The sequence below is a fragment of the Brevibacterium pigmentatum genome (assembly GCF_011617465.1).
GTDB lineage: Bacteria > Actinomycetota > Actinomycetes > Actinomycetales > Brevibacteriaceae > Brevibacterium > Brevibacterium pigmentatum.
Genome location: NZ_CP050153.1, coordinates 896,937 through 914,472, shown reverse-complemented (window position 1 = coordinate 914,472; position 17,536 = coordinate 896,937). Strand labels below are relative to the sequence as shown.

The 17,536-nt window shown below is 65.2% G+C and carries 15 protein-coding genes, 1 tRNA gene, 1 other RNA gene and 1 pseudogene; 9 read left to right on the top strand and 9 right to left on the bottom strand.

Annotation, left to right across the window (positions count from 1 at the left end):
* The first annotated feature begins 104 nt into the window (after window positions 1-104).
* On the top strand, window positions 105-1,679 hold the full coding sequence (locus tag GUY30_RS03970; protein WP_167194270.1) for a SpoIID/LytB domain-containing protein: 1,575 nt from the start codon (window positions 105-107) through the stop codon (window positions 1,677-1,679).
* Between the two features lie 99 nt (window positions 1,680-1,778).
* Here the strand turns inward: GUY30_RS03970 and sfnG are convergent.
* Together sfnG and GUY30_RS03960 are read right to left on the bottom strand one after the other, a co-directional pair.
* A pseudogene (gene sfnG, locus GUY30_RS03965) lies at window positions 1,779-2,927 on the bottom strand (dimethylsulfone monooxygenase SfnG).
* Window positions 2,928-3,489: 562 nt separating this feature from the next.
* Window positions 3,490-3,577, bottom strand: a tRNA-Ser gene (locus GUY30_RS03960).
* Window positions 3,578-3,791: 214 nt separating this feature from the next.
* On the opposite strand from GUY30_RS03960, the gene GUY30_RS03955 reads away from it, so the two are divergent.
* The 4 genes from GUY30_RS03955 to GUY30_RS03940 all read left to right on the top strand — a co-directional run bounded on the left by GUY30_RS03955 (window position 3,792) and on the right by GUY30_RS03940 (window position 7,436).
* A complete protein-coding gene (locus tag GUY30_RS03955) occupies window positions 3,792-4,223 on the top strand; it encodes a YciI family protein (RefSeq protein ID WP_167194268.1) in 432 nt (143 codons plus the stop codon).
* Window positions 4,184-5,608 (top strand): RNA polymerase sigma factor, encoded by a 1,425-nt coding sequence (locus tag GUY30_RS03950; protein WP_167194266.1) that lies wholly within the window; start codon window positions 4,184-4,186, stop codon window positions 5,606-5,608. Before GUY30_RS03955 ends, GUY30_RS03950 begins: the two co-directional genes overlap by 40 nt.
* 52 nt (window positions 5,609-5,660) lie before the next feature.
* Window positions 5,661-5,756, top strand: an RNA gene (gene ffs / locus GUY30_RS03945) — signal recognition particle sRNA small type.
* Between the two features lie 180 nt (window positions 5,757-5,936).
* The gene (locus GUY30_RS03940) at window positions 5,937-7,436 is read left to right on the top strand and encodes an Ig-like domain-containing protein (protein ID WP_228281665.1); all 1,500 of its coding nucleotides are present in this window, start codon (window positions 5,937-5,939) and stop codon (window positions 7,434-7,436) included.
* Between the two features lie 47 nt (window positions 7,437-7,483).
* Here the strand turns inward: GUY30_RS03940 and GUY30_RS03935 are convergent, their stop codons facing one another.
* Window positions 7,484-8,512, bottom strand: a complete 1,029-nt coding sequence (locus GUY30_RS03935) for an iron-siderophore ABC transporter substrate-binding protein (RefSeq protein WP_167194264.1) — start codon at window positions 8,510-8,512, stop codon at window positions 7,484-7,486.
* 330 nt (window positions 8,513-8,842) lie between these two features.
* On the opposite strand from GUY30_RS03935, the gene GUY30_RS03930 reads away from it, so the two are divergent.
* A complete protein-coding gene (locus tag GUY30_RS03930) occupies window positions 8,843-9,094 on the top strand; it encodes a helix-turn-helix domain-containing protein (protein WP_228281859.1) in 252 nt (83 codons plus the stop codon).
* A gap of 18 nt (window positions 9,095-9,112) precedes the next feature.
* Here the strand turns inward: GUY30_RS03930 and GUY30_RS03925 are convergent, their stop codons facing one another.
* Both GUY30_RS03925 and GUY30_RS03920 read right to left on the bottom strand, forming a co-directional pair.
* Window positions 9,113-9,694, bottom strand: coding sequence for a ClpP family protease (locus GUY30_RS03925; protein WP_167194262.1), 582 nt, complete (start codon window positions 9,692-9,694; stop codon window positions 9,113-9,115).
* Complete coding sequence (locus GUY30_RS03920) at window positions 9,691-10,326, bottom strand: ClpP family protease (RefSeq protein ID WP_167194260.1); 636 nt, start codon at window positions 10,324-10,326, stop codon at window positions 9,691-9,693. The genes GUY30_RS03925 and GUY30_RS03920 overlap by 4 nt, the downstream gene beginning before the upstream one ends.
* A 160-nt stretch (window positions 10,327-10,486) precedes the next feature.
* Between GUY30_RS03920 and GUY30_RS03915 the strand changes: the two genes are divergently transcribed.
* The 3 genes from GUY30_RS03915 (at window position 10,487) to GUY30_RS03905 (ending at window position 12,467) form a co-directional block, all read left to right on the top strand.
* Complete coding sequence (locus GUY30_RS03915; protein ID WP_167194258.1) at window positions 10,487-11,116, top strand: endonuclease; 630 nt, start codon at window positions 10,487-10,489, stop codon at window positions 11,114-11,116.
* A 58-nt stretch (window positions 11,117-11,174) separates the two neighbouring features.
* Window positions 11,175-11,480, top strand: a complete 306-nt coding sequence (locus tag GUY30_RS03910) for a hypothetical protein (protein ID WP_167194256.1) — start codon at window positions 11,175-11,177, stop codon at window positions 11,478-11,480.
* Window positions 11,481-11,651: 171 nt separating this feature from the next.
* Entirely contained in the window at window positions 11,652-12,467 is an 816-nt protein-coding gene (locus GUY30_RS03905) for a YidC/Oxa1 family membrane protein insertase (RefSeq protein WP_167194254.1), read from the top strand.
* A 106-nt stretch (window positions 12,468-12,573) separates the two neighbouring features.
* On the opposite strand, the gene GUY30_RS03900 is transcribed toward GUY30_RS03905, so the two are convergent.
* The 4 genes from GUY30_RS03900 to GUY30_RS03885 form a co-directional block, all read right to left on the bottom strand.
* Complete coding sequence (locus GUY30_RS03900) at window positions 12,574-15,123, bottom strand: ATP-dependent Clp protease ATP-binding subunit (RefSeq protein ID WP_167194252.1); 2,550 nt, start codon at window positions 15,121-15,123, stop codon at window positions 12,574-12,576.
* Window positions 15,124-15,239: 116 nt separating this feature from the next.
* On the bottom strand, window positions 15,240-16,025 hold the full coding sequence (locus GUY30_RS03895) for a DUF3152 domain-containing protein (protein WP_167194250.1): 786 nt from the start codon (window positions 16,023-16,025) through the stop codon (window positions 15,240-15,242).
* Window positions 16,026-16,143: 118 nt separating this feature from the next.
* Window positions 16,144-16,812, bottom strand: coding sequence for a VOC family protein (locus GUY30_RS03890; RefSeq protein WP_167194248.1), 669 nt, complete (start codon window positions 16,810-16,812; stop codon window positions 16,144-16,146).
* Entirely contained in the window at window positions 16,800-17,501 is a 702-nt protein-coding gene (locus GUY30_RS03885) for a VOC family protein (RefSeq protein WP_167194246.1), read from the bottom strand. Before GUY30_RS03885 ends, GUY30_RS03890 begins: the two co-directional genes overlap by 13 nt.
* Between the last annotated feature and the right edge of the window lie 35 nt (window positions 17,502-17,536).

The following is a 17,536-nucleotide window of genomic DNA, read 5'->3' as shown; positions in this document are numbered from 1 at the left end:
GCCGAGGTGGGCCCACCTCGGCGACGAACTCCCCGAAACGATCGTTTCGGGGAGTTCTTCTGTTCGTCATCTGAGGTATTGACAGCCGCGCTTATGATCAACTCATGCCACCCTCCCTGTTCGTCAAGGCGACGATTCCTGCCCTCGCGTCGCTGCTCATCTGGCTCCTCTTCGTTCTCTGCTCCACAGCGCCTCCGGCACATGCCGCCTATGCGACCTCGGGTGCGATCGGGGCGATGCACAAGTCGCTCGGCGGAAATACGGGCAAGCTCGGTCCTGCGACCGGCCCCAAGCGGTGCACGCTGATCCAGAAGGGCTGCTATCAGTCGTTCAAGCACGGCAGCATCCATTGGACGAAGGCTACGGGCGCCCATGCGACTCTGGGTGCGCTCCGCACTGCGTGGAAGAGGTCCGGATGGGAACGCGGCCCCTTGGGGTATCCGACGAGCAATGAGTACCGTTCCCGATCCGAGACCCGGCAGAAGTTCCAAAACGGAAAGATCGTGTGGACGGCGAAGTCCGGGGCGAAGGTGCAGGTGACGAAAGCACCGTCGTCGTTCGCGATCAAGGGGTCAGGCTTCGGCCACGGGGTCGGGATGAGCCAGTACGGAGCACGCGGGATGGCGGCGGCCGGAAAGTCCTCGACGCAGATCCTGCAGCACTACTACACGGGTGCGAAGGTCACGACGATGTCGAAGAACGCCGATGCCAGCCTCAAGGTGCAGCTGCTGACCGGGAAGAAGTCCGTGACGATCACCCCGCGTTCCGGTCGTCTGCGCGTCAAGGCCGGGTCGAAGACCATCGAATCGGGATCGACGGTCACGATCGAGCGGACCTCCTCCGGTTCGGTCAAGGTGACGGTCGGGGCGAGGAGCTATTCCGGGTCCAAGCTCACCATCGAATGGCAGGGCACCCGGTATTGGAAGGGCTCCTCGGCGACGACGGTATCGGTCAGCGGTGCACAGGACGGAGCGACCGGCACCTACCGGCACGGGCGGATCGAGATCGGACAGCTGAAGGGTTCGCTCAATGTCGTCAACGTGCTGGGGCTCAACAAGGAGTATCTGCCGGGAATCGCTGAGATGCCGGCCTCGTGGCAGTCCGAAGCCCTGCGCTCTCAGGCCATCGCCTCTCGCACCTACGCTTACCGCAATCTCGGTGCCGTGAAGCCGGCATGCGGGTGCAACGTCTACGACGAGGTGGCTTCACAGCGCTTCCTCGGGTGGACTCGCGAGAATGCTGCCGACTCAGGGCCATGGCGCAAAGCCGTGACTGCGACACAGACCTCCAGCGGGTCGACGGTGAAATCGGCGCGTGTCGTCACGTACAAGGGCGGACTCATCGATGCCGTCTACTCATCGTCAGCCGGGTCGAAGACGCATTCGGCTGCCGAGGTGTGGGGTTCGGCTGTGCCCTACCTGGTCTCGGTCGATGACTCGCCGTCGAAGTATGCGTCGGCGCAGAACCCGAACGCCTCGTGGTCGGTGACGGCCAAGCAGGCCGATATGGCCAAGGCGTTCGGGCTGGCCGATGTGCGGTCGGTGGCGGTGACGAAGACCGGCTCAGGTCTGGTGAAGACGGCGAAAGCCACCTCGGTGAAGGGAAAGACCGCGAGCCTCACAGGCGATCAGCTGCGGACGAAGCTCAAGCTCAAGTCCGCATCGTTCAGCGTGGCCTGACCGCGGCAGACCGAGCTCAGTCAACGCGAAACTCGAAAAAGTCGCCGCTGGTGACGACCTTTTCGAGTTTCGCGTGGCTTGAGGGACTCTCCTGCTGGTTCAGACTCCCACAGGGGTGAGCAGCCCTCGGTTGACAAGTTCGACTTCCTTCTCGCGCACGATCGGGATGACGGTCTTGCCGAACGCCTCGAGTTCCTCCTGGAAGTGGAGGAAGCCGGTGAGGATGAGGTCGACGCCGATCTTCTTGTATTCGATGATGCGGTCGGCGACCTGCTCGGGGGTTCCGATGAGCTGAGTGCGGAAGCCGTCGTTGTACTGGACGAGGTTTTCGAAGCTCGAGTCCGCCCACATGCCTTTCTTATCGTGAGTCGAGGCTCCGGCCTGCTGCACGGACTTGCGGAATCCTTCGACGGCGCCCTCATCGGCTTTGGCGATGATCTCGCGCAGCTGTTCGCGGGCTTCGGCTTCGGTGTCGCGGACGACGGCGAACCCGTTGAGTCCGAAACGAACCTTTCGATTGCGGGCGCGGGCCACCTCGGTGACGTCGTCGTACTGTTCGCGGAATCCGTCGAAGTCCTTGCCGTTGGAGAAGTACCAGTCGGCGTGCTTGCCGCCGTTGATGCGGGCAGCCGACGAGTTTCCGCCTTGGAAGATCTCCGGGTGGGGCCGTCCTTCGACCGGGTAGGGGCCGGGGCGGAGGGTGAAGTCGTCGACGGTGTAGAAGTTGCCGCGGTACTCGACGTTCTCCTCGGTGAAGAGCTTGCGGACGACGTCCATGAACTCGGCGGACCGGCGGTAGCGTTCGCCGTGTTCGAGCCAGGGCAGGCCGAGGCGGGTGTATTCGTCCTTGAATCAGCCGGAGACGACGTTGATGGCGGTCCGGCCCTTCGTGAACTGGTCGGCGGTGAGGATGAACTTCGCGAGCACGGCCGGTTCCCAGATGCCTGGGTGGATGGCGGCGATGACCTTGAGCTTCTCGGTGGCCAGGGCCAGTGCGAGTGAGGTGGCGGTCGATTCGTGCTGCTGGGCAGCGCCGTAGCTGGAGAGGTAGCGGACCTGGCTGAGCGCGTATTCGTAGCCGACAGCCTTGGCGGTCTGCGCGAGCTTGACGTTGTAGTCATAGCCCCAGTCAGTGCGCTGTTCGATGTTCGACACAACCAGGCCGCCGGAGACGTTGGGCACCCAGTAGGCGAACTTCAGGTCTTCGGGCTCACCGGTGTAGATCGGGTTGGCGTGGATGTTCGCCATTGTGTGTCCCTTCCCATCGAAACTGGCATGAGCACCGTGTCCGCGAGTCGAGTGCCGTGCGCTGCGCGCGGCGTCCGCACCGGACCGGTTGCTGCGACGTCATCGGGCCAGTTTCCTTAGGTCGCTCGTGATGTGTGCAGGTGTGCAATATCTTGTGTGCGGGTGTGCCGTGCCAGACTACTGAGACGCAGACCACACACGGCGGGCAGACTTCGCGGACCGACGCACGCCGTCACAATGACTCACTTCGCCACGGACCGTCATCCGATTTGTGTTCTTGTGGCGGTCGCCCGCTGCCGTCTCGCGGAGCACCCCTCACCTTTCGCGGCAAACCACCTCGTTGCGCCGGTGAGTTAAGGCAGGAACGACGAGGGATGCGTAAGCACGTGTAGGAGATACCGCGACCGAGGTGATTTGCCGCGAAAGGTGCTGGATGCCCGAAAGCCGGCGTCCGACGACCACTCGGATGAAGTCAAAGCGCTCTGAACAAGTGGTCTCGTCCCAGCTTAGGATCTCAACGTCGAAGTCCCGGCCCGCATTGACTGCGAGACCGGGACTTCCGTGGCGGAGGATAGGGGATTCGAACCCCTGAGGGCGTTAACCCAACCCGCGTTCCAGGCGAGCGCCATAGGCCACTAGGCGAATCCTCCGCGAATCAGCTTATCCGAGTCATGACGACAATGCGAAATCGCGGTGACCGAGTGTGAACGATCCCACTTCCGCAAGGGTAACAATCCCACTTCTCTATGAGTTCTGCGAAAAACATTCGCCGGCCAGTCGATCCTGCATAGTCTTGTTCGACGGAGTGCATGAGAAGGCCTCGACCGAGGCTTTCCGCCGATCACGAATGACCGAGGAGTCATCATGAAATACATGCTCATCATGCGCGCAGTCGATCAGCGAGCCGTCGAGAATTTTGAGAGCACCGATTTCAACGAAGTCATCGCCGCCATGGGCGCCTACAACGAGTCGATGGTCGACGCCGGGGTACTCGCCGACGGCGCCGGACTCTCCGATGCCGAAGAAGGGTCCGTCGTCGACTTCTCCGACGACGACCCGGTCGTCACCGATGGCCCCTACGGCGAGCTGCGTGAACTCTTCAACGGCTTCTGGGTCGTCGACGTCTCGACCAAGGAGGAGGCGATCGAGTGGGCCAAGCGCGCACCGCTCGGCCCCGGCTCCCAATTGGAGGTCCGCCGTATCAACGACATCGACGACTTCCCACAGGACAACGAGTGGATCCAGAAAGAACAGGAATGGATCGACCAAGGCAAGCTGAAGACCAGCCGCGGCTGAACCTCGCCGAGGCGGCACGCCGACCCGAGACGGACCCGCCCCACCAGGGCGGGTTCGAATCGGCGCGGCGGACCGTCGAAGCGACGTGGCGAATCGAGGCGGCACGGATCATCGCTGCCGTGACCCGCTATGTCGGCGATTTCGCCCTCGCCGAGGACTTCGCCCAGGAAGCCTTCGCCGACGCGCTGCGTACCTGGCCGGAGTCCGGCTCTCCCCGCAACCCTGCGGCCTGGCTGACGACCGCGGCTAAGCGGAAGGCGATCGACCATTGGCGCAGACGGGACCGTTTCGACGACCGCGTCGCGGACCTCGGCCGTGACCTCCTCGCCACCACCCGGAGCGTCGGGACGGCCGCAGCTGCCTCGACGGTGGGCAGCTCACGCCCCGGACCTCGACCGACCGAGATCCCCGACCCAGCCACGGCCGGTGCCGACCTGCCGTGGGATCCGGACACGATCGATGACGACGTGCTCCGCCTCCTCTTCATCTCCGCCCACCCCGCACTCGCCCGCGAGGCGCAGCTGGCGCTGACTCTGCGCGTCGTCGGCGGTCTGACGACGGAGCAGATCGCCCGTGCATTCCTCCTGCCAATCCCGACCGTCCAACAGCGCATCGTCCGGGCGAAGAAGGTGCTTGCGAAGGCCGAGGTCCGCTTCGAACTCCCACCTGCGAACGAATGGGGCGACCGCCTCAGCGGAGTCCTCGGGTCCCTCTACCTCATGTTCTCCGAAGGCCACGTCGCCACGTCCGGCTCCGATTGGATGCGGCCCGAGCTCGCTCTCGACGCCCTCCGCCTCGTTCGCGTGGCCGCCGGGCTCCTCCCCCGCGAACCCGAAGTCCACGGTCTCGTCGCACTCATGGCTTTCACTGCCTCTCGCTTCCCCGCCCGGCTCGATCGAACCGGGGCTCCGGTCCTGCTCGCCGACCAGGATCGGACCCGGTGGGACCGCAGCCTCATCCGCCTCGGGCACGCTTCACTCAACCGGTCGACAGATCTGCGCGAGGCCCGTGGAACGTACACGATCCAGGCCCAGATCGCTGCGGTACACGCCTCCGCCCGCACCATCGCCGACACCGACTGGGAGCGCATCGTCGCCCTCTACGGCGACCTCGGCAGCATCAGGCCCTCAGCAATCACCGATCTCAATCAGGCGATCGCCATCGCCGAGGCCAGGGGGCCGGCCGCCGGGCTCGAGAGAGTCGATGCCATCGCCGAATCCGGCGTGCTTTCCCGCTACCACCTCATACCCAGCGTCCGCGGAGAGCTTCTGGCCCGCCTCGGCGACGTTGCGGAGGCCCGCGACGAACTCCTCCGCGCAGCAAAGCTGGCGACGAACGACCGCGAACGCGCCGTCCTCGAAGACAAGGCGCGGCAGCTGCGCTGACCGATGCGGTGGGCGGCATTTTGGACCGAGGCCGCTCTCGACTAGACTGATTCACGGCTCCCCGTGCGGCGTCATCTTGTGAACTCCCCCAGGGCCGGAAGGCAGCAAGGGTAAGCGAGCTCTGTCGGGTGCACGGGGAGTCCTCTATTCCCCAACATCACAATTCCACAACTCCCCTTATCCCCCGTCTGCCCAGGTCAGCTCTACCCACGCTGCGCTTCTGGCGCCGAAATCGGGGCCGCAAAGCGAAATCGTTAATACTTTCGTGATTTTGCTTCATTACCATTATTCGCAGTTCTCATCCCTGTGTTTTAACGAGGTTTCCCTGTTGTCCACGAAGATCCAAGGGGCCATTGCCGCCCTTTCGGCACTGGCTCTGCTCACGGCGTGCACGCCGTCGAGCGACGATCCCGACGCGACCCGCAACGGCGCGAACAAGACCGCCGAGGCAGCCGCGGATCCCGTATTCCGCGTCGGAGCCATCACCACCGAGGCCGCAGAATCCGCGTCCGAATCGACGCCGACCGCGGAGCCCAGCGACGCTGCAACTTCCACTGCTGAACCGAGCCAGTCCACCGATGCGGCCACGTCGCTGCCCGGCGCCGGGGACTTCGGCGAAGTAACCGAATCCGGCGACGAGATCGACCTGGAAGCCGGCCAGCGGATCGGCATCTCCGTCGAGAACGCCGACCTCAGTGACATCTCCGTCACCGAGGAGGCCCACCCCCGGATCGCGCACGATCCCGGCACCTTCTTCGATGCCTCCGGCACCGCACTCGAGTCCGACGAGGAGGCCGAGGCCGGTTCGTCGACACCGACCTCCACCGAATCCGAGCCCACCGACGGTGAGTCGAAGGGCAGCGATTCAGAGAAAGAGAACAACGCCGAGGCGGTCTCCGCCCCGGATGAGTCCGCCGCGTGGATCTCGACTTACGGCCTCGTCGCCGACAGCGAATACACCGTGAAAGCCACCGCCACCACTGCCGATGGCGACGAAGTCGACCTCAACGCGACGATCGCCGTCGGCGCCAGCGACGGGCAACCGATGTCGGTGCGCACAACGCTCGCAGACGATCAGACCGTCGGCGTCGCCGCCCCCATCATGCTTAACTTCGGCTCCACCGTGTCCGAGGACTTCCGTGACGATGTCGAACGCCGCCTCTCAGTCAAGGTCACCGACGAGAACGGCAAGGAGCGCAAAGTCGAAGGCTCGTGGGGCTGGCTCTATGACGACCCACAGTCACGACTGCACTTCCGTCCGAAGGAATTCTGGCCGGCTCATTCGAAGGTCTCCGTCGACGTTCCGCTCAAGGACGTGCCGACCGGTGAGAACAGCGTGGGCCAGAACGATCTCACCCTCGACTTCGAGATCGGACGCAAGCAGGTCACCAAGGCCGACGTGAAGACACATCGCATGACCGTCACCCGTGACGGCAAGCAGGTCATGGACTTCCCGGCCTCCCTCGGCGCGCCGAAGTCCCCCTCGTACAACGGCACGCATGTGGTGATGTCGAAGGCCGCCGACTACACGATGACCTCCGAGCGGTGGGACTACGAGACCGATGTCCAGTGGGCCGTGCGCATCCACAACAACGGGGAATTCATCCACGCCGCCCCGTGGTCGGCAGGCGTCCAGGGCTCGCAGAACGTCTCGCACGGCTGCATCAACCTCACTACCGAACGGGCGAAGCAGTACTACGACTCCGCGATCTTCGGTGATCCCGTCGAGGTCACCGGTTCACATGTGAGCTTGTCGACCAACGACAGCGACATCTCGGACTGGGTCTACTCCTGGGATGAATGGAAGAAGCTGAGCGCCCTCGATTGAGAGCGCCCAGCCTGCCTGCCTGATTCGGCCGGTATCTCGCCGTCGACTTACTTGTCGATCTTCTTCACGGCTTTGTCGATCATCGGCACATAGCGCTCCAACGTCCACGGGACGGTGAGCGGGTTGATGATCGAGGATCCGGTGACGAAGGCCTGGTCTTCCGAGGCCACGACGGCTCCGGACTTGATGGCCGGAATGTTCGCGTACAGTCCCTGCGATTCGATCTCCTTCTTGTTCTTCTCATCGGAGTAGAAGGTGAAGATGAGGTCCGAGTCGTTGAGCTTGTCCGCGTTCTCCAAACCGATGAGAGCAGAATCCGTTCCCGGCTCGTCGTACTCCTTCTTCAGCTCCTCGATGACCGGGTCCGGAGTCAGTCCGAGCGCGGAGACCATCGCCACGCGCTGCTCGGTGGGATAGAAGACGCCGAGGGTGCCGGGGCCGGAGTTGTAGATATAGGAGAACGTGAGGTCCTTGTACTCCTCTCGCTTCGCCTCTTTCAGCTGCGTCTTGATGTCGTCGACGAGCCCTTCGGATTCCTTCTCCTGACCGAGCGCCTTGCCGATCGTGGTGATCTGCTCATCCCATTCGATGGTCCACGGCTGCTTCGGGTAGGCGACGGTCGGGGCGATGGCGTCGAGCTGCTTGTACTGATCGGCCGTGATTCCGGACCAGGGAGCGAGGATGACGTCGGGTTCGAGTTCGGCGATGGCCTCGACGTCGAGTTCGGTATCGCCCTGGAACTGCTCCGGCAGCTCCTCACCCTTGTCCTTCACAGCTTCGTAGATCCACGGCATGTAGCCGGTGTCGTCGGATCCCCAGGCGTATTCCTCCATGCCGACCGGAGTCTTGCCCAAAGCGATCGCGGTCTCCGTCGATCCCTGACCGAGGGTGACGACGCGCTCGGGCTCGGACTCGATGACCGCCTCACCGAGTGCGTGCTTGATCTTCACGGTCTCGAAATTCGCGGACCCGGACTCCTCCGCGGCCTGGGATCCCTGCCCGCAGGCGGTGGCGGTGAGCGAGAGCGCGACGAGCGCTCCGGCGATGACGGCCCGGCGGCTGTGCGGAACTGACATTCCTGTCCTTTCGACAGTGGTCGGAGCCTGAAGCGGCTCCTCGACATTAACGTAGGCCAGCCTAACTTAACTCACTGCCGTTTCCGCAATACCTGTGACCCAGTTCACGCTCGACACATGTGCTGACATCAAGTCCCGCCCACCTGTTCGCACCACGTTCAACACATCTGCTCAGAGCAGAAACCCTCGCCGAGGCGGCCACCGGCGATCTAGGCTCAGACCATGACCCACAACCTCCCGCACACGCCGCCACCTCCCCCACTGTGGCGTGAGGCGCTCGGCCGGACGATCCGCCTGCGCCGCACAGAGCTGGGACTCACCTTGGCTTAGATCTCAGACCGGTCCGGGGTCTCTACGCAGTTCCTCTCCGAGGTCGAACGCGGCCTGAAGGACCCGTCCTCGGAGGTCATCGAGGCCGTCGCCGTCGTGCTCGGGCTGGAGCTGCCGCAGGTGCTCGTACTCGTCGCCGGCGTCATGGATCGTGGGCAGAACTCACCGGCAGTCGTCACATCAGTCACCATGCCTCGAGCCGCATCCGCTCCCTCGTGGACCGGAGATGTCCGACTCGCTTTGGCCGCCTGAAGGATTCGACCGCTCATCTCAGGCGATGACGTCGATGAGTCCGAACTCCCGAGCCGCCTGTGCGTCGAGGACGAGGTCACGGTCGAGGTCACGGTGGATCTGCTCTGGAGTTCGTCCGGTGCTCTGAGCAAGCATCCCTTCGACCTCTCTGCGCTGTCGGACGATTTCGTCGGCGGCGACGATGAGATCGGGGATCGTGCCTCTGGCCCCCTCGGCGTGCGGTTGGCGCAGCACGGCCCGAGCATGGGCGAGCATCGACCGCTTTCCCGGTTCCCCTGCGGCCAGGAGCACGGCCGCATCGGCGGCGGCCTGTCCGATACAGGTGGTCGCCACGGGGGACCCGATGTGGCCCATAGCGTCATAGATCGCGGTCATCGCCGTCAGCGATCCACCCGGGGAGTTGATGTACATGCTGATCGGGCGCTCCCGGCTGCTCGCGTCGAGGTGGAGCAGCTGCGCGATGATCGTATTCGCCACCCCGTCATCGATGGGCACGCCGAGGTAGACGATGCGGTTTCCGAGCAGGTGCGAATAGACGTCGACGATCTTCTCGCTGCCACCGGTTCGGTCGATGACATTGGGCATCGTGTACTGGCTCATCGGGCTCCTCCGATCTGGGCGTGCAGCTGGGCGGGGGTGGTGAGGATGGCGTCGATGAGTCCGTAGGCGTGGGCCGCCTCGGCGTCGAACCATTTGTCTCGCAGCGAATCGGCGAACACCTGCTCATAGGTCTGCCCTGTCGCCTCGGCGATGCGGGTGAGCACCGAATCGCGCACGGACCGCAAGTCATCGCCTTGGAGTTCGATGTCGGCGGCGGCCCCGCCGATTCCGCTCGATCCCTGGTGGAGGAGGATGCGGGCGTGGGGCAGGGCGAGGCGTTTGCCGGGGGTGCCCATGGACAGCACGAACTGACCCGCCGAGGCGGCCCACCCGAAAGCGATCGTGACGATGTCGTTCGGCAGAGTGGCGATGGTATCGGCGATCGCGTGCATCATCGGCACGGATCCGCCCGGCGAGTTGATCCACAGGTGGATGTCGGATCGAGGGTCCTCGGCAGAGAGGAGGACGAGTCGGGAGATGATCTCCATCCCGTTCTCATCGCGCAGCTCTCCGTTGAAGACGACGGTGCGGTAGGCGTAGAGCATTCGCTGGGATTCGGGGATCGCCGAGGTGGCAGCGGGTTCGTCGGTGTCCGACAGCGTGGGCGGCTGGGTGTTCAGTGCTGTTTTCATGCGGCCACTCTGGCAGTCGGCTCCCGGTGACGGAACACGTATCCGCTCCGCGCAGATACCTGCCGCTGTGAGCAGACGAGCATCGGCTCAAGTCACCCGAGGCGCCTGAGGCTCCGGAGCTCTTGACTCATCGACCGGGCACGGACATAGGATCGGCGGCATGAGCACACAGCGAGAGCGGGCCCGCCACCTCATCGATGCCCACGGTCGCACATTCGCCGCCGAAGCCGCGATCACTCTCCGGGACAAACCGGCCCCGCTGTGGCAGCTGCTCGTGCTCAGCCTGCTCCTGTCCACGCGCATCAGCTCCGATATCGCGCTGTCGACCGCACGTGAGCTGTTCGCAGCGAAGTGGAGGACGCCGCAGCGTCTGCGCGCGAGCACCTGGGCAGAGCGGGTCGAGGTCCTCGGGCGCGGCGGGTATCGACGCTACGACGAGAGCGCCGCCACCCGTCTGGCCGAGGCCGCCGATCTGCTCATCGACCGCTGGGACGGGGACTTACGGAAGGTGCGTGATGAAGCCGACGGGCAGCCGCGTCGGATAGCGCGACTCCTCCAGGAATTCACCGGCATCGGCCCGACCGGGGCGAACATCTTCCTCCGCGAGGTCCAGCAGGTCTGGCCCTCGGTGAGGCCGGCCTTCGACCCGCTCGTTCGCAAGGGAGCGAAGACGGTCGGCCTGCCGGAGCAGGACGAGAAGCTGGCTGCGCTCGTCGACGATGAGGACCTCGCCGCGCTCGCGGCAGCACTCGTCCGTCTCGCCCGGGATCCGGGCCTCGCCGAGGCCTAGAACTGGGCGGACCGCTCAGCCTCGCGTGTTAGCATCGTGGCGTCTGGAAGGGGACGAGATGATGGCGAATGTGTGGCTGACACTGCAGCTGCTCGTTGTCGTGCTCTCGGCCGATCTCGATTCGGTCGTCCCCCAGTCGCCCATGCATCTCATCGTCTTGGCCCTCCTCGGTGCCGCTCTGCTCACCCCGATCGCCGCGTGGGCGAGCGTAGCGCTGCTGCGTGTGCTCTCGCTGTCGGTGCGTCCACCGACTCTGCCTGATACGCGCCGCGGCATCCGAGAGTTCCGCATGCCCGAGGAGCCGGGCGCTCCGGGCACCGCACTGGCCAGAGCTCCGTCTTCGCTCGTTCACGCCATCGCCTGAACGACGCCCCTGCACCTGTCGACCGGAACCCTCGCCCACCTCGGCGCGGCTAACAGTTCCCGCCGAGCTTTCGCGCCTGAGTTGAGGTGTCCTCGCACATCGTCACGGTGATGGCCCATTTCGGCCCATCTGACCCGCGCCCGAGTGCGCCCTGTCCCAAGGACACACCCCATGAATATCTACGAATTCCTGCCCATCCGTCTGCTCGTCGAAGCCGCCTATTCGGTGGTGACGGCGATCAGCTCGCTCCTCGAACCCTTCGTCGGCGGCTTCAGCGCAGCCTTGGCCGTCATCGTCCTCACCGTCCTCGTCCGTGCCGTCCTCATCCCCGTCGGAGTCTCGCAGGTCAGAGCCGGAATCACCCGGAAGCGACTCGCTCCGAAGGTCAGCGAGCTCCAGGCGAAATATAAGAAGCAGCCCGAACTCATGCAGCAGAAGCTCATGGAGATGTACAAAGAGGAGAACGCCTCCCCTTTCGCCGGGTGCCTGCCGGTGCTCTTGCAGATGCCTGTGCTCATGGCGGTCTACGGTCTGTTCATCAATGCCACGATCGGCGGGCACGCCAATGAGCTGCTCGGCCATACGCTCTTCGGACTGCCGCTGAGCACAAGCTTCGTCAAACTGTTCGCGACCGGGGATCTGACCGGCACGGCGATCACCGTCTACCTCGTCCTCGTCGTGCTCATCGCCGTCGTCGCAGGGTTCTCCCGACACCTGCTGACACCCGCGACCCCGGAGACACCCGCGACCCCGGCCGCGGCGAAGACCGGAGCAGATGCACCGCAGATGCCGGATCTCTCAGGAGTGATGAAGACGCTGAGCTTCATGCCCTTCCTCACCGCGGTCTTTGCGCTCTTCGTGCCCCTGGCCGCGGCACTCTACCTGGCGACGACGACCACGTGGACGCTCGGCGAGCGGCTGATCCTCAACCGCGTCCTCGGCGCGCATGAGGACCAGACGGAGACGAATACCCGCGTCACGGACTGAGCCGGACGCACGGACGGCAACAGACAGAGAGCCCGGGGCGAAGGATCAGCAATCCTTCGCCCCGGGCTCTCAGCGCCGACGGCCGGTGCCACGGCCGCCTCGGCGATCAGGCGATCATCGGCTCCGGGCGGGTCCCGGCCACGACCTTGAGTGCGCCGTCAACGACGGTGGCACGCACGGTGCCGCCATCCTCGACCGACTCGGTGACGAGGAGATCGGCGATGCGGTCGTCGAGCTCACGCTGGATCGTGCGACGCAGCGGACGGGCACCGAACTCGGGTTCGTAGCCTTCATCAGCCAGCCAGTCGAGAGCCTCGGCCGAGACGTCGAGGGCGATGCCCTGAGCCTCGAGACGCTGCTTCGACGCGGCGAGCTGATGACCGACGATGGAGCGCAGCTGCTCGCGGTCGAGCCGCGAGAACATCACGGTGTCGTCGATGCGGTTGATGAACTCCGGCCGCATGAACTCCTTCAGCCGACCCATGACCTTGGCCTTGAGGTCCTTCTCCGCGTCCCCGGCTGCACCGGATGCGAAGCCCAGCGGAGTGCCGGACATGAACTCGGAACCGAGGTTCGAGGTCATGATGATCACGGTGTTGCGGAAATCGACCGTCCGGCCCTGACCATCGGTGAGCCGACCGTCGTCGAGGACCTGCAGCAGCAGGTTGAACGCATCCGGATGAGCCTTCTCGACCTCGTCGAGGAGGATGACCGAATACGGGCGACGGCGGACCTTCTCCGTCAGCTGACCGGCCTCGTCGTAGCCGACGTAGCCGGGAGGGGCACCGACGAGACGCGACACCGTGTGGCGTTCGCCGAACTCGCTCATATCGAATCGGATCATGGCCGATTCGTCGTCGAACAGGGTCTGCGCCAGAGCCTTCGCCAGCTCCGTCTTTCCGACGCCGGTGGGGCCGAGGAAGAGGAAGCTGCCGATGGGACGGTCGGGATCGGCCATACCGGTCTGGCTGCGGCGGATGGCGCGCGACACGGCGGTCACGGCTTCGTCCTGTCCGACCACACGGTCGTGGAGGACCTCTTCCATGTTCGCCAGACGTGCCTTCTGAGTCTGCGTCATCCGTTCCGCCGGGATTCCGGTGGCGCGGGAGACCACATGCGCGATCTCCTGCTCACCGATGATCGCCTCGGCGGCAGCGGTCTTCGCGGCCTCGGCATCCGGGTTCTCGGCGGATTCGATCCGTGCGGTCACCTCGTTGATCTCGTCGCGGACACGGCCGGCGCGCTCGTAGTCCTCGACCTCGATTGCGGATTTCTTCTCCGCCTCGAGTTCGGAGAGGTTGAGCTTGAGGGCCTCGATATCGACCGCGGGTCCGCGCCTCAGCGACATCCGGGCGCCGGCCTGGTCGATGAGGTCGATGGCCTTGTCCGGCAGGAACCGGTCGGTGATGTAGCGGTTCGACAGCTCCACGGCGGCACGGACCGCCTCGGCGGTGTAGGTCACCTCGTGGAACTCCGCGTAGCGATCCTTGAGTCCGTCGATGATCGTCACCGCATCCTCGACGCTCGGTTCACCCACGGTCACCGGCTGGAAGCGGCGTTCGAGAGCCGAATCCTTCTCGATGGTGCGGTACTCCTTGAGCGTGGTCGCGCCGATCATGTGCAGATCGCCGCGGGCCAGTCGCGGTTTGAGGATGTTTCCGGCGTCCATCGAGTTCGCTTCGCCGTTGCCCCCGGCACCGACGAGGGTGTGGAGTTCGTCGACGAAGACGATCATGTCTCCGTCGTCCGCAATCTCGTTCAGAGCTCCGGTCAGGCGCTCCTCGAAGTCACCGCGGTAGCGGGTGCCGGCGAGCATTCCGGGCATGTCGAGGGCGATGATGCGTTTGCCCTGCAGCTGCTTGGGCACGTCACCCGAGTGGATGGCCTGGGCGAGGCCTTCGGCGACCGCGGTCTTGCCGACGCCAGCTTCGCCGAGGAGGACAGGGTTGTTCTTCGTCCGGCGGGCGAGGATCTCGATCGTCTGCTCGATCTCCTCTGCACGGCCGATGACGGGATCGAGCTTGCCTTCGGCTGCGAGTTCGGTGAGGTCGGTGCCGAACTTCTCCAGCACGGATTCCTGACCGTCCTCGCCCTCGGCCTCCTGGCCGGGGTGCATGCCTGCGGCTTCTGCGGCCTCGGCTCCGGCCTGGAGCGCGGCCTGGGTGACTCCCGCCTGGGCGAGGATCCGACCGGCGGGCATCTCCTGATTGAGCACGAAGGCGAAGAACATGTGCTCCGGATCGATGTAGGTCGACCCGAAGGCTCGCGCCACCTGGTAGGCGTCGAGCAGGGCGCGCTGGGCCGAACCGGTCAGAGTGGGCGTGGAATCCGCCTCGGTGTCGGTTGCAGCCGGAAGGCGCTCTTCGATCGCGTGGGCGATGGCCTCGGGGTCGGCGCCTGCCTGGCGCACGGCGGAGATTCCGGGTTCGGAATCGACCATGGTGCGCAGGATATGGAGTGCGTCGACCTCGGACTGGCCGTGGCGGCCTGCGAACTCCGCGGCCGCTTCGATGACCTCATGGCTGCGCTTGCTCAGCAGTCGGTTGATGTCGACGGAACGGCCTCGGCGGGCTCCGGTCTGTCCCTGGAGGAAACGAGCGAGGAACTCGTCGAACGAGTCTCCGCCCGAGCCTGCGGGTCCGAAGAATGTGGCCAAAGCTGACCTCCTCTTTCAGAGTTGAGCGTATACGACTCAATCAACAGGGCAGCGGCCGCCGTTATTCCCGAGGAGGTTGAGGTCGCCGTCACACGCAGTGACCGGCCAGCGCGCGGTCAGCCCTTCGAGGGCCACCCGTTCGGCTTGCACCCCTGCAGACCCTTCGTCTGCTGCTGCATGAGCGGAGCGGTCTCGCCAGGCCCCGGGCACGACTCGTGTCCGTGGCCGAGCGCGTGACCGACCTCGTGGTTGATGAGGTACTGCCGGTACTGGACGATGTCGTCGAATTCGTCCGTGGCAGACACCCAGCGCTTGGCGTTGAGGATGACGTTGGGGCCGTTGCGGCACGAGAGCTTGCCCAGGGTGCGCAGCGGCAGGCACATCTCGTCGACCGTGTCGGGGCTGGCGATGGAGATCATCGTGTCCTGGCCTTCGTCGACGAGTTCGATGGAGACATCGTCCATGTCCTGCCAGCCGCGTTCGTCCTGGAGGGTCTTGATAATGAAGTCGCCTGCCTCATCGACGTCGATGGGCAGGTTGTCTTCGACACGCAGGGCGACCTTGAAGGTCTTGCCGTCGTCGCGGTTGGGTCCGGTCTCGTCCTTCGGCCGGTCCCATTCGCCGCTGCCGTGGGTGTCGATATCGCCTTCGCTGACTCCGGCCGCTCCGGCGTCCTCGACGTTCGCGGTCTTCGTGGGCGTGGGCGACGCGCTCGACTCGTCGCCGGCGGTCTCGCTCGGGTCCGGCGATGCGGCCTGTGTTTCGGCCGCTTTCGGAGTCGGTCGGGTCTCCTCGTGGGCCGCGGGCGCGCAGGCGCTCAGTCCGATGAGCAGCGAGACTGCGGTAAGCGAGGTCAGGGTGCGGAGACGTGGGCGGGAGGCGAGGCGGTTTCGACTGAGCACGCCTGCGAGTCTAGCCGCAGCACGCGACGATAAGGCTGATTCGCCGAGAAACGGGCTGAGTGTCGAGACACGCGTGCGCACCCCCGTGTCTCGACACGCAGCGCGTTTTTCGACGAGATCAGAACTCGAGGACGCCGCCGGGACCGCGCAACTGCGCGCGCAGACGACAGTCCGACCCCTCGACCACCGTGGTGTCACCGGCCCCGAGCACCTCGAGCACCTGCTGCGCCGCCTCGGGCTCCGGGGATTCCACACGGAATTCGAGCAGCTCAAGGGTGGGCAGGGCCGCCTCGGCGGGATGGACGGATTCGCCCCAGTCGATGAGGAACGGCTGCGCACCCTCGTGCGGCAGCGGAGAACGCGTGGTCAGCCGCCACTCGAGACGGTCGCCTTCGGCAGTATCGCGGGCCATGTCCTGGACCTCGCCGAAGTCGATTCCCGCGGTGTTCGCGGCCGCGACCTTCGCGAGGAACGCCGGCGGGTGGATGGCCCAGGTCTGCAGGGTCGGCTCGGTGGCCAGATCTGCGTCGAGCGGAAGGGTGCCGTCAGCGGGCTTCTCCTGCTGCGGGTCGGGGCCGAGGATCTCGAGGTAGGTGTGCGCTCCCTCCGGCCAGCCCGTCGGGGCGAGCCCGAGGAGGAAGTTCGCGGTCCCCCGCCCCGGGTGCGAGCCGCCGGGAACCGCACGCACCCCGGTGGCCTCTTCGACGGCGGCGACCCCGGCCTCGAGGTCGGGCACCGTGATGATGAGGTGGTCGAGCTGCGCGGGAATGGTGTTCAGAGTGTCCATGATCCACCCGGACCTTTCAGATGAGCGTGTAGGCCCTCAGTCTCCCCCTCTTGGCGGCCTGGGGCAATGATGTCGAGAGCAATGCCGAAGAAGTCGAGGACCGAACCGACCGCAGCAGGCTCGTCACTCGCGGCCCACAGCTTCTCGATGCGGGCCCACGGCATCTCCTGGCTCGCCGGATGCTCGGAGTCCTTCCAATCGATGAGGAACGGCTGGATTCCCGACCACGGCAGCGGGGTGCGCCTGGTCAGGCGCCAATCGAGGACCACCCCGTCCGGTCGGCGTCGGGTCATGTCATGGACCTCGCCGAGGTCGACGCGCGGTTCCCGTGACCGCGCAGCTGCCGTGACGACGCCGTCGAAATCGTCCGGACGGATCGCCCACCGCTGCACGGTCGGTGCCGTGATCCCGGCCAAGCGCCCTGCCGCGAGTGCCGGGTCCTGCTCGGGGTCGGGGCCGAGGATCTCGAGGTATGTGAGCGGGTTCGCACCACGTGGACGCGCGAGTCCGAGGGACTCGGTGAGGTCATCGCCGAGCTCGAGCCCGAGCAGCGCATTGGCTGTACCCAGCCCCGGATGGGCCCCACCGTCGATCGCTTTCACCCCCAGAAGATTCGCTGATTGCTCAACATATTCCTCAAGGTCGGGAACGGCGATCACCAGATGATCGAAACTCGATGTGTTCAACATGTCTCAATATTAAGCCCCGGATTGACGCGGTTTGC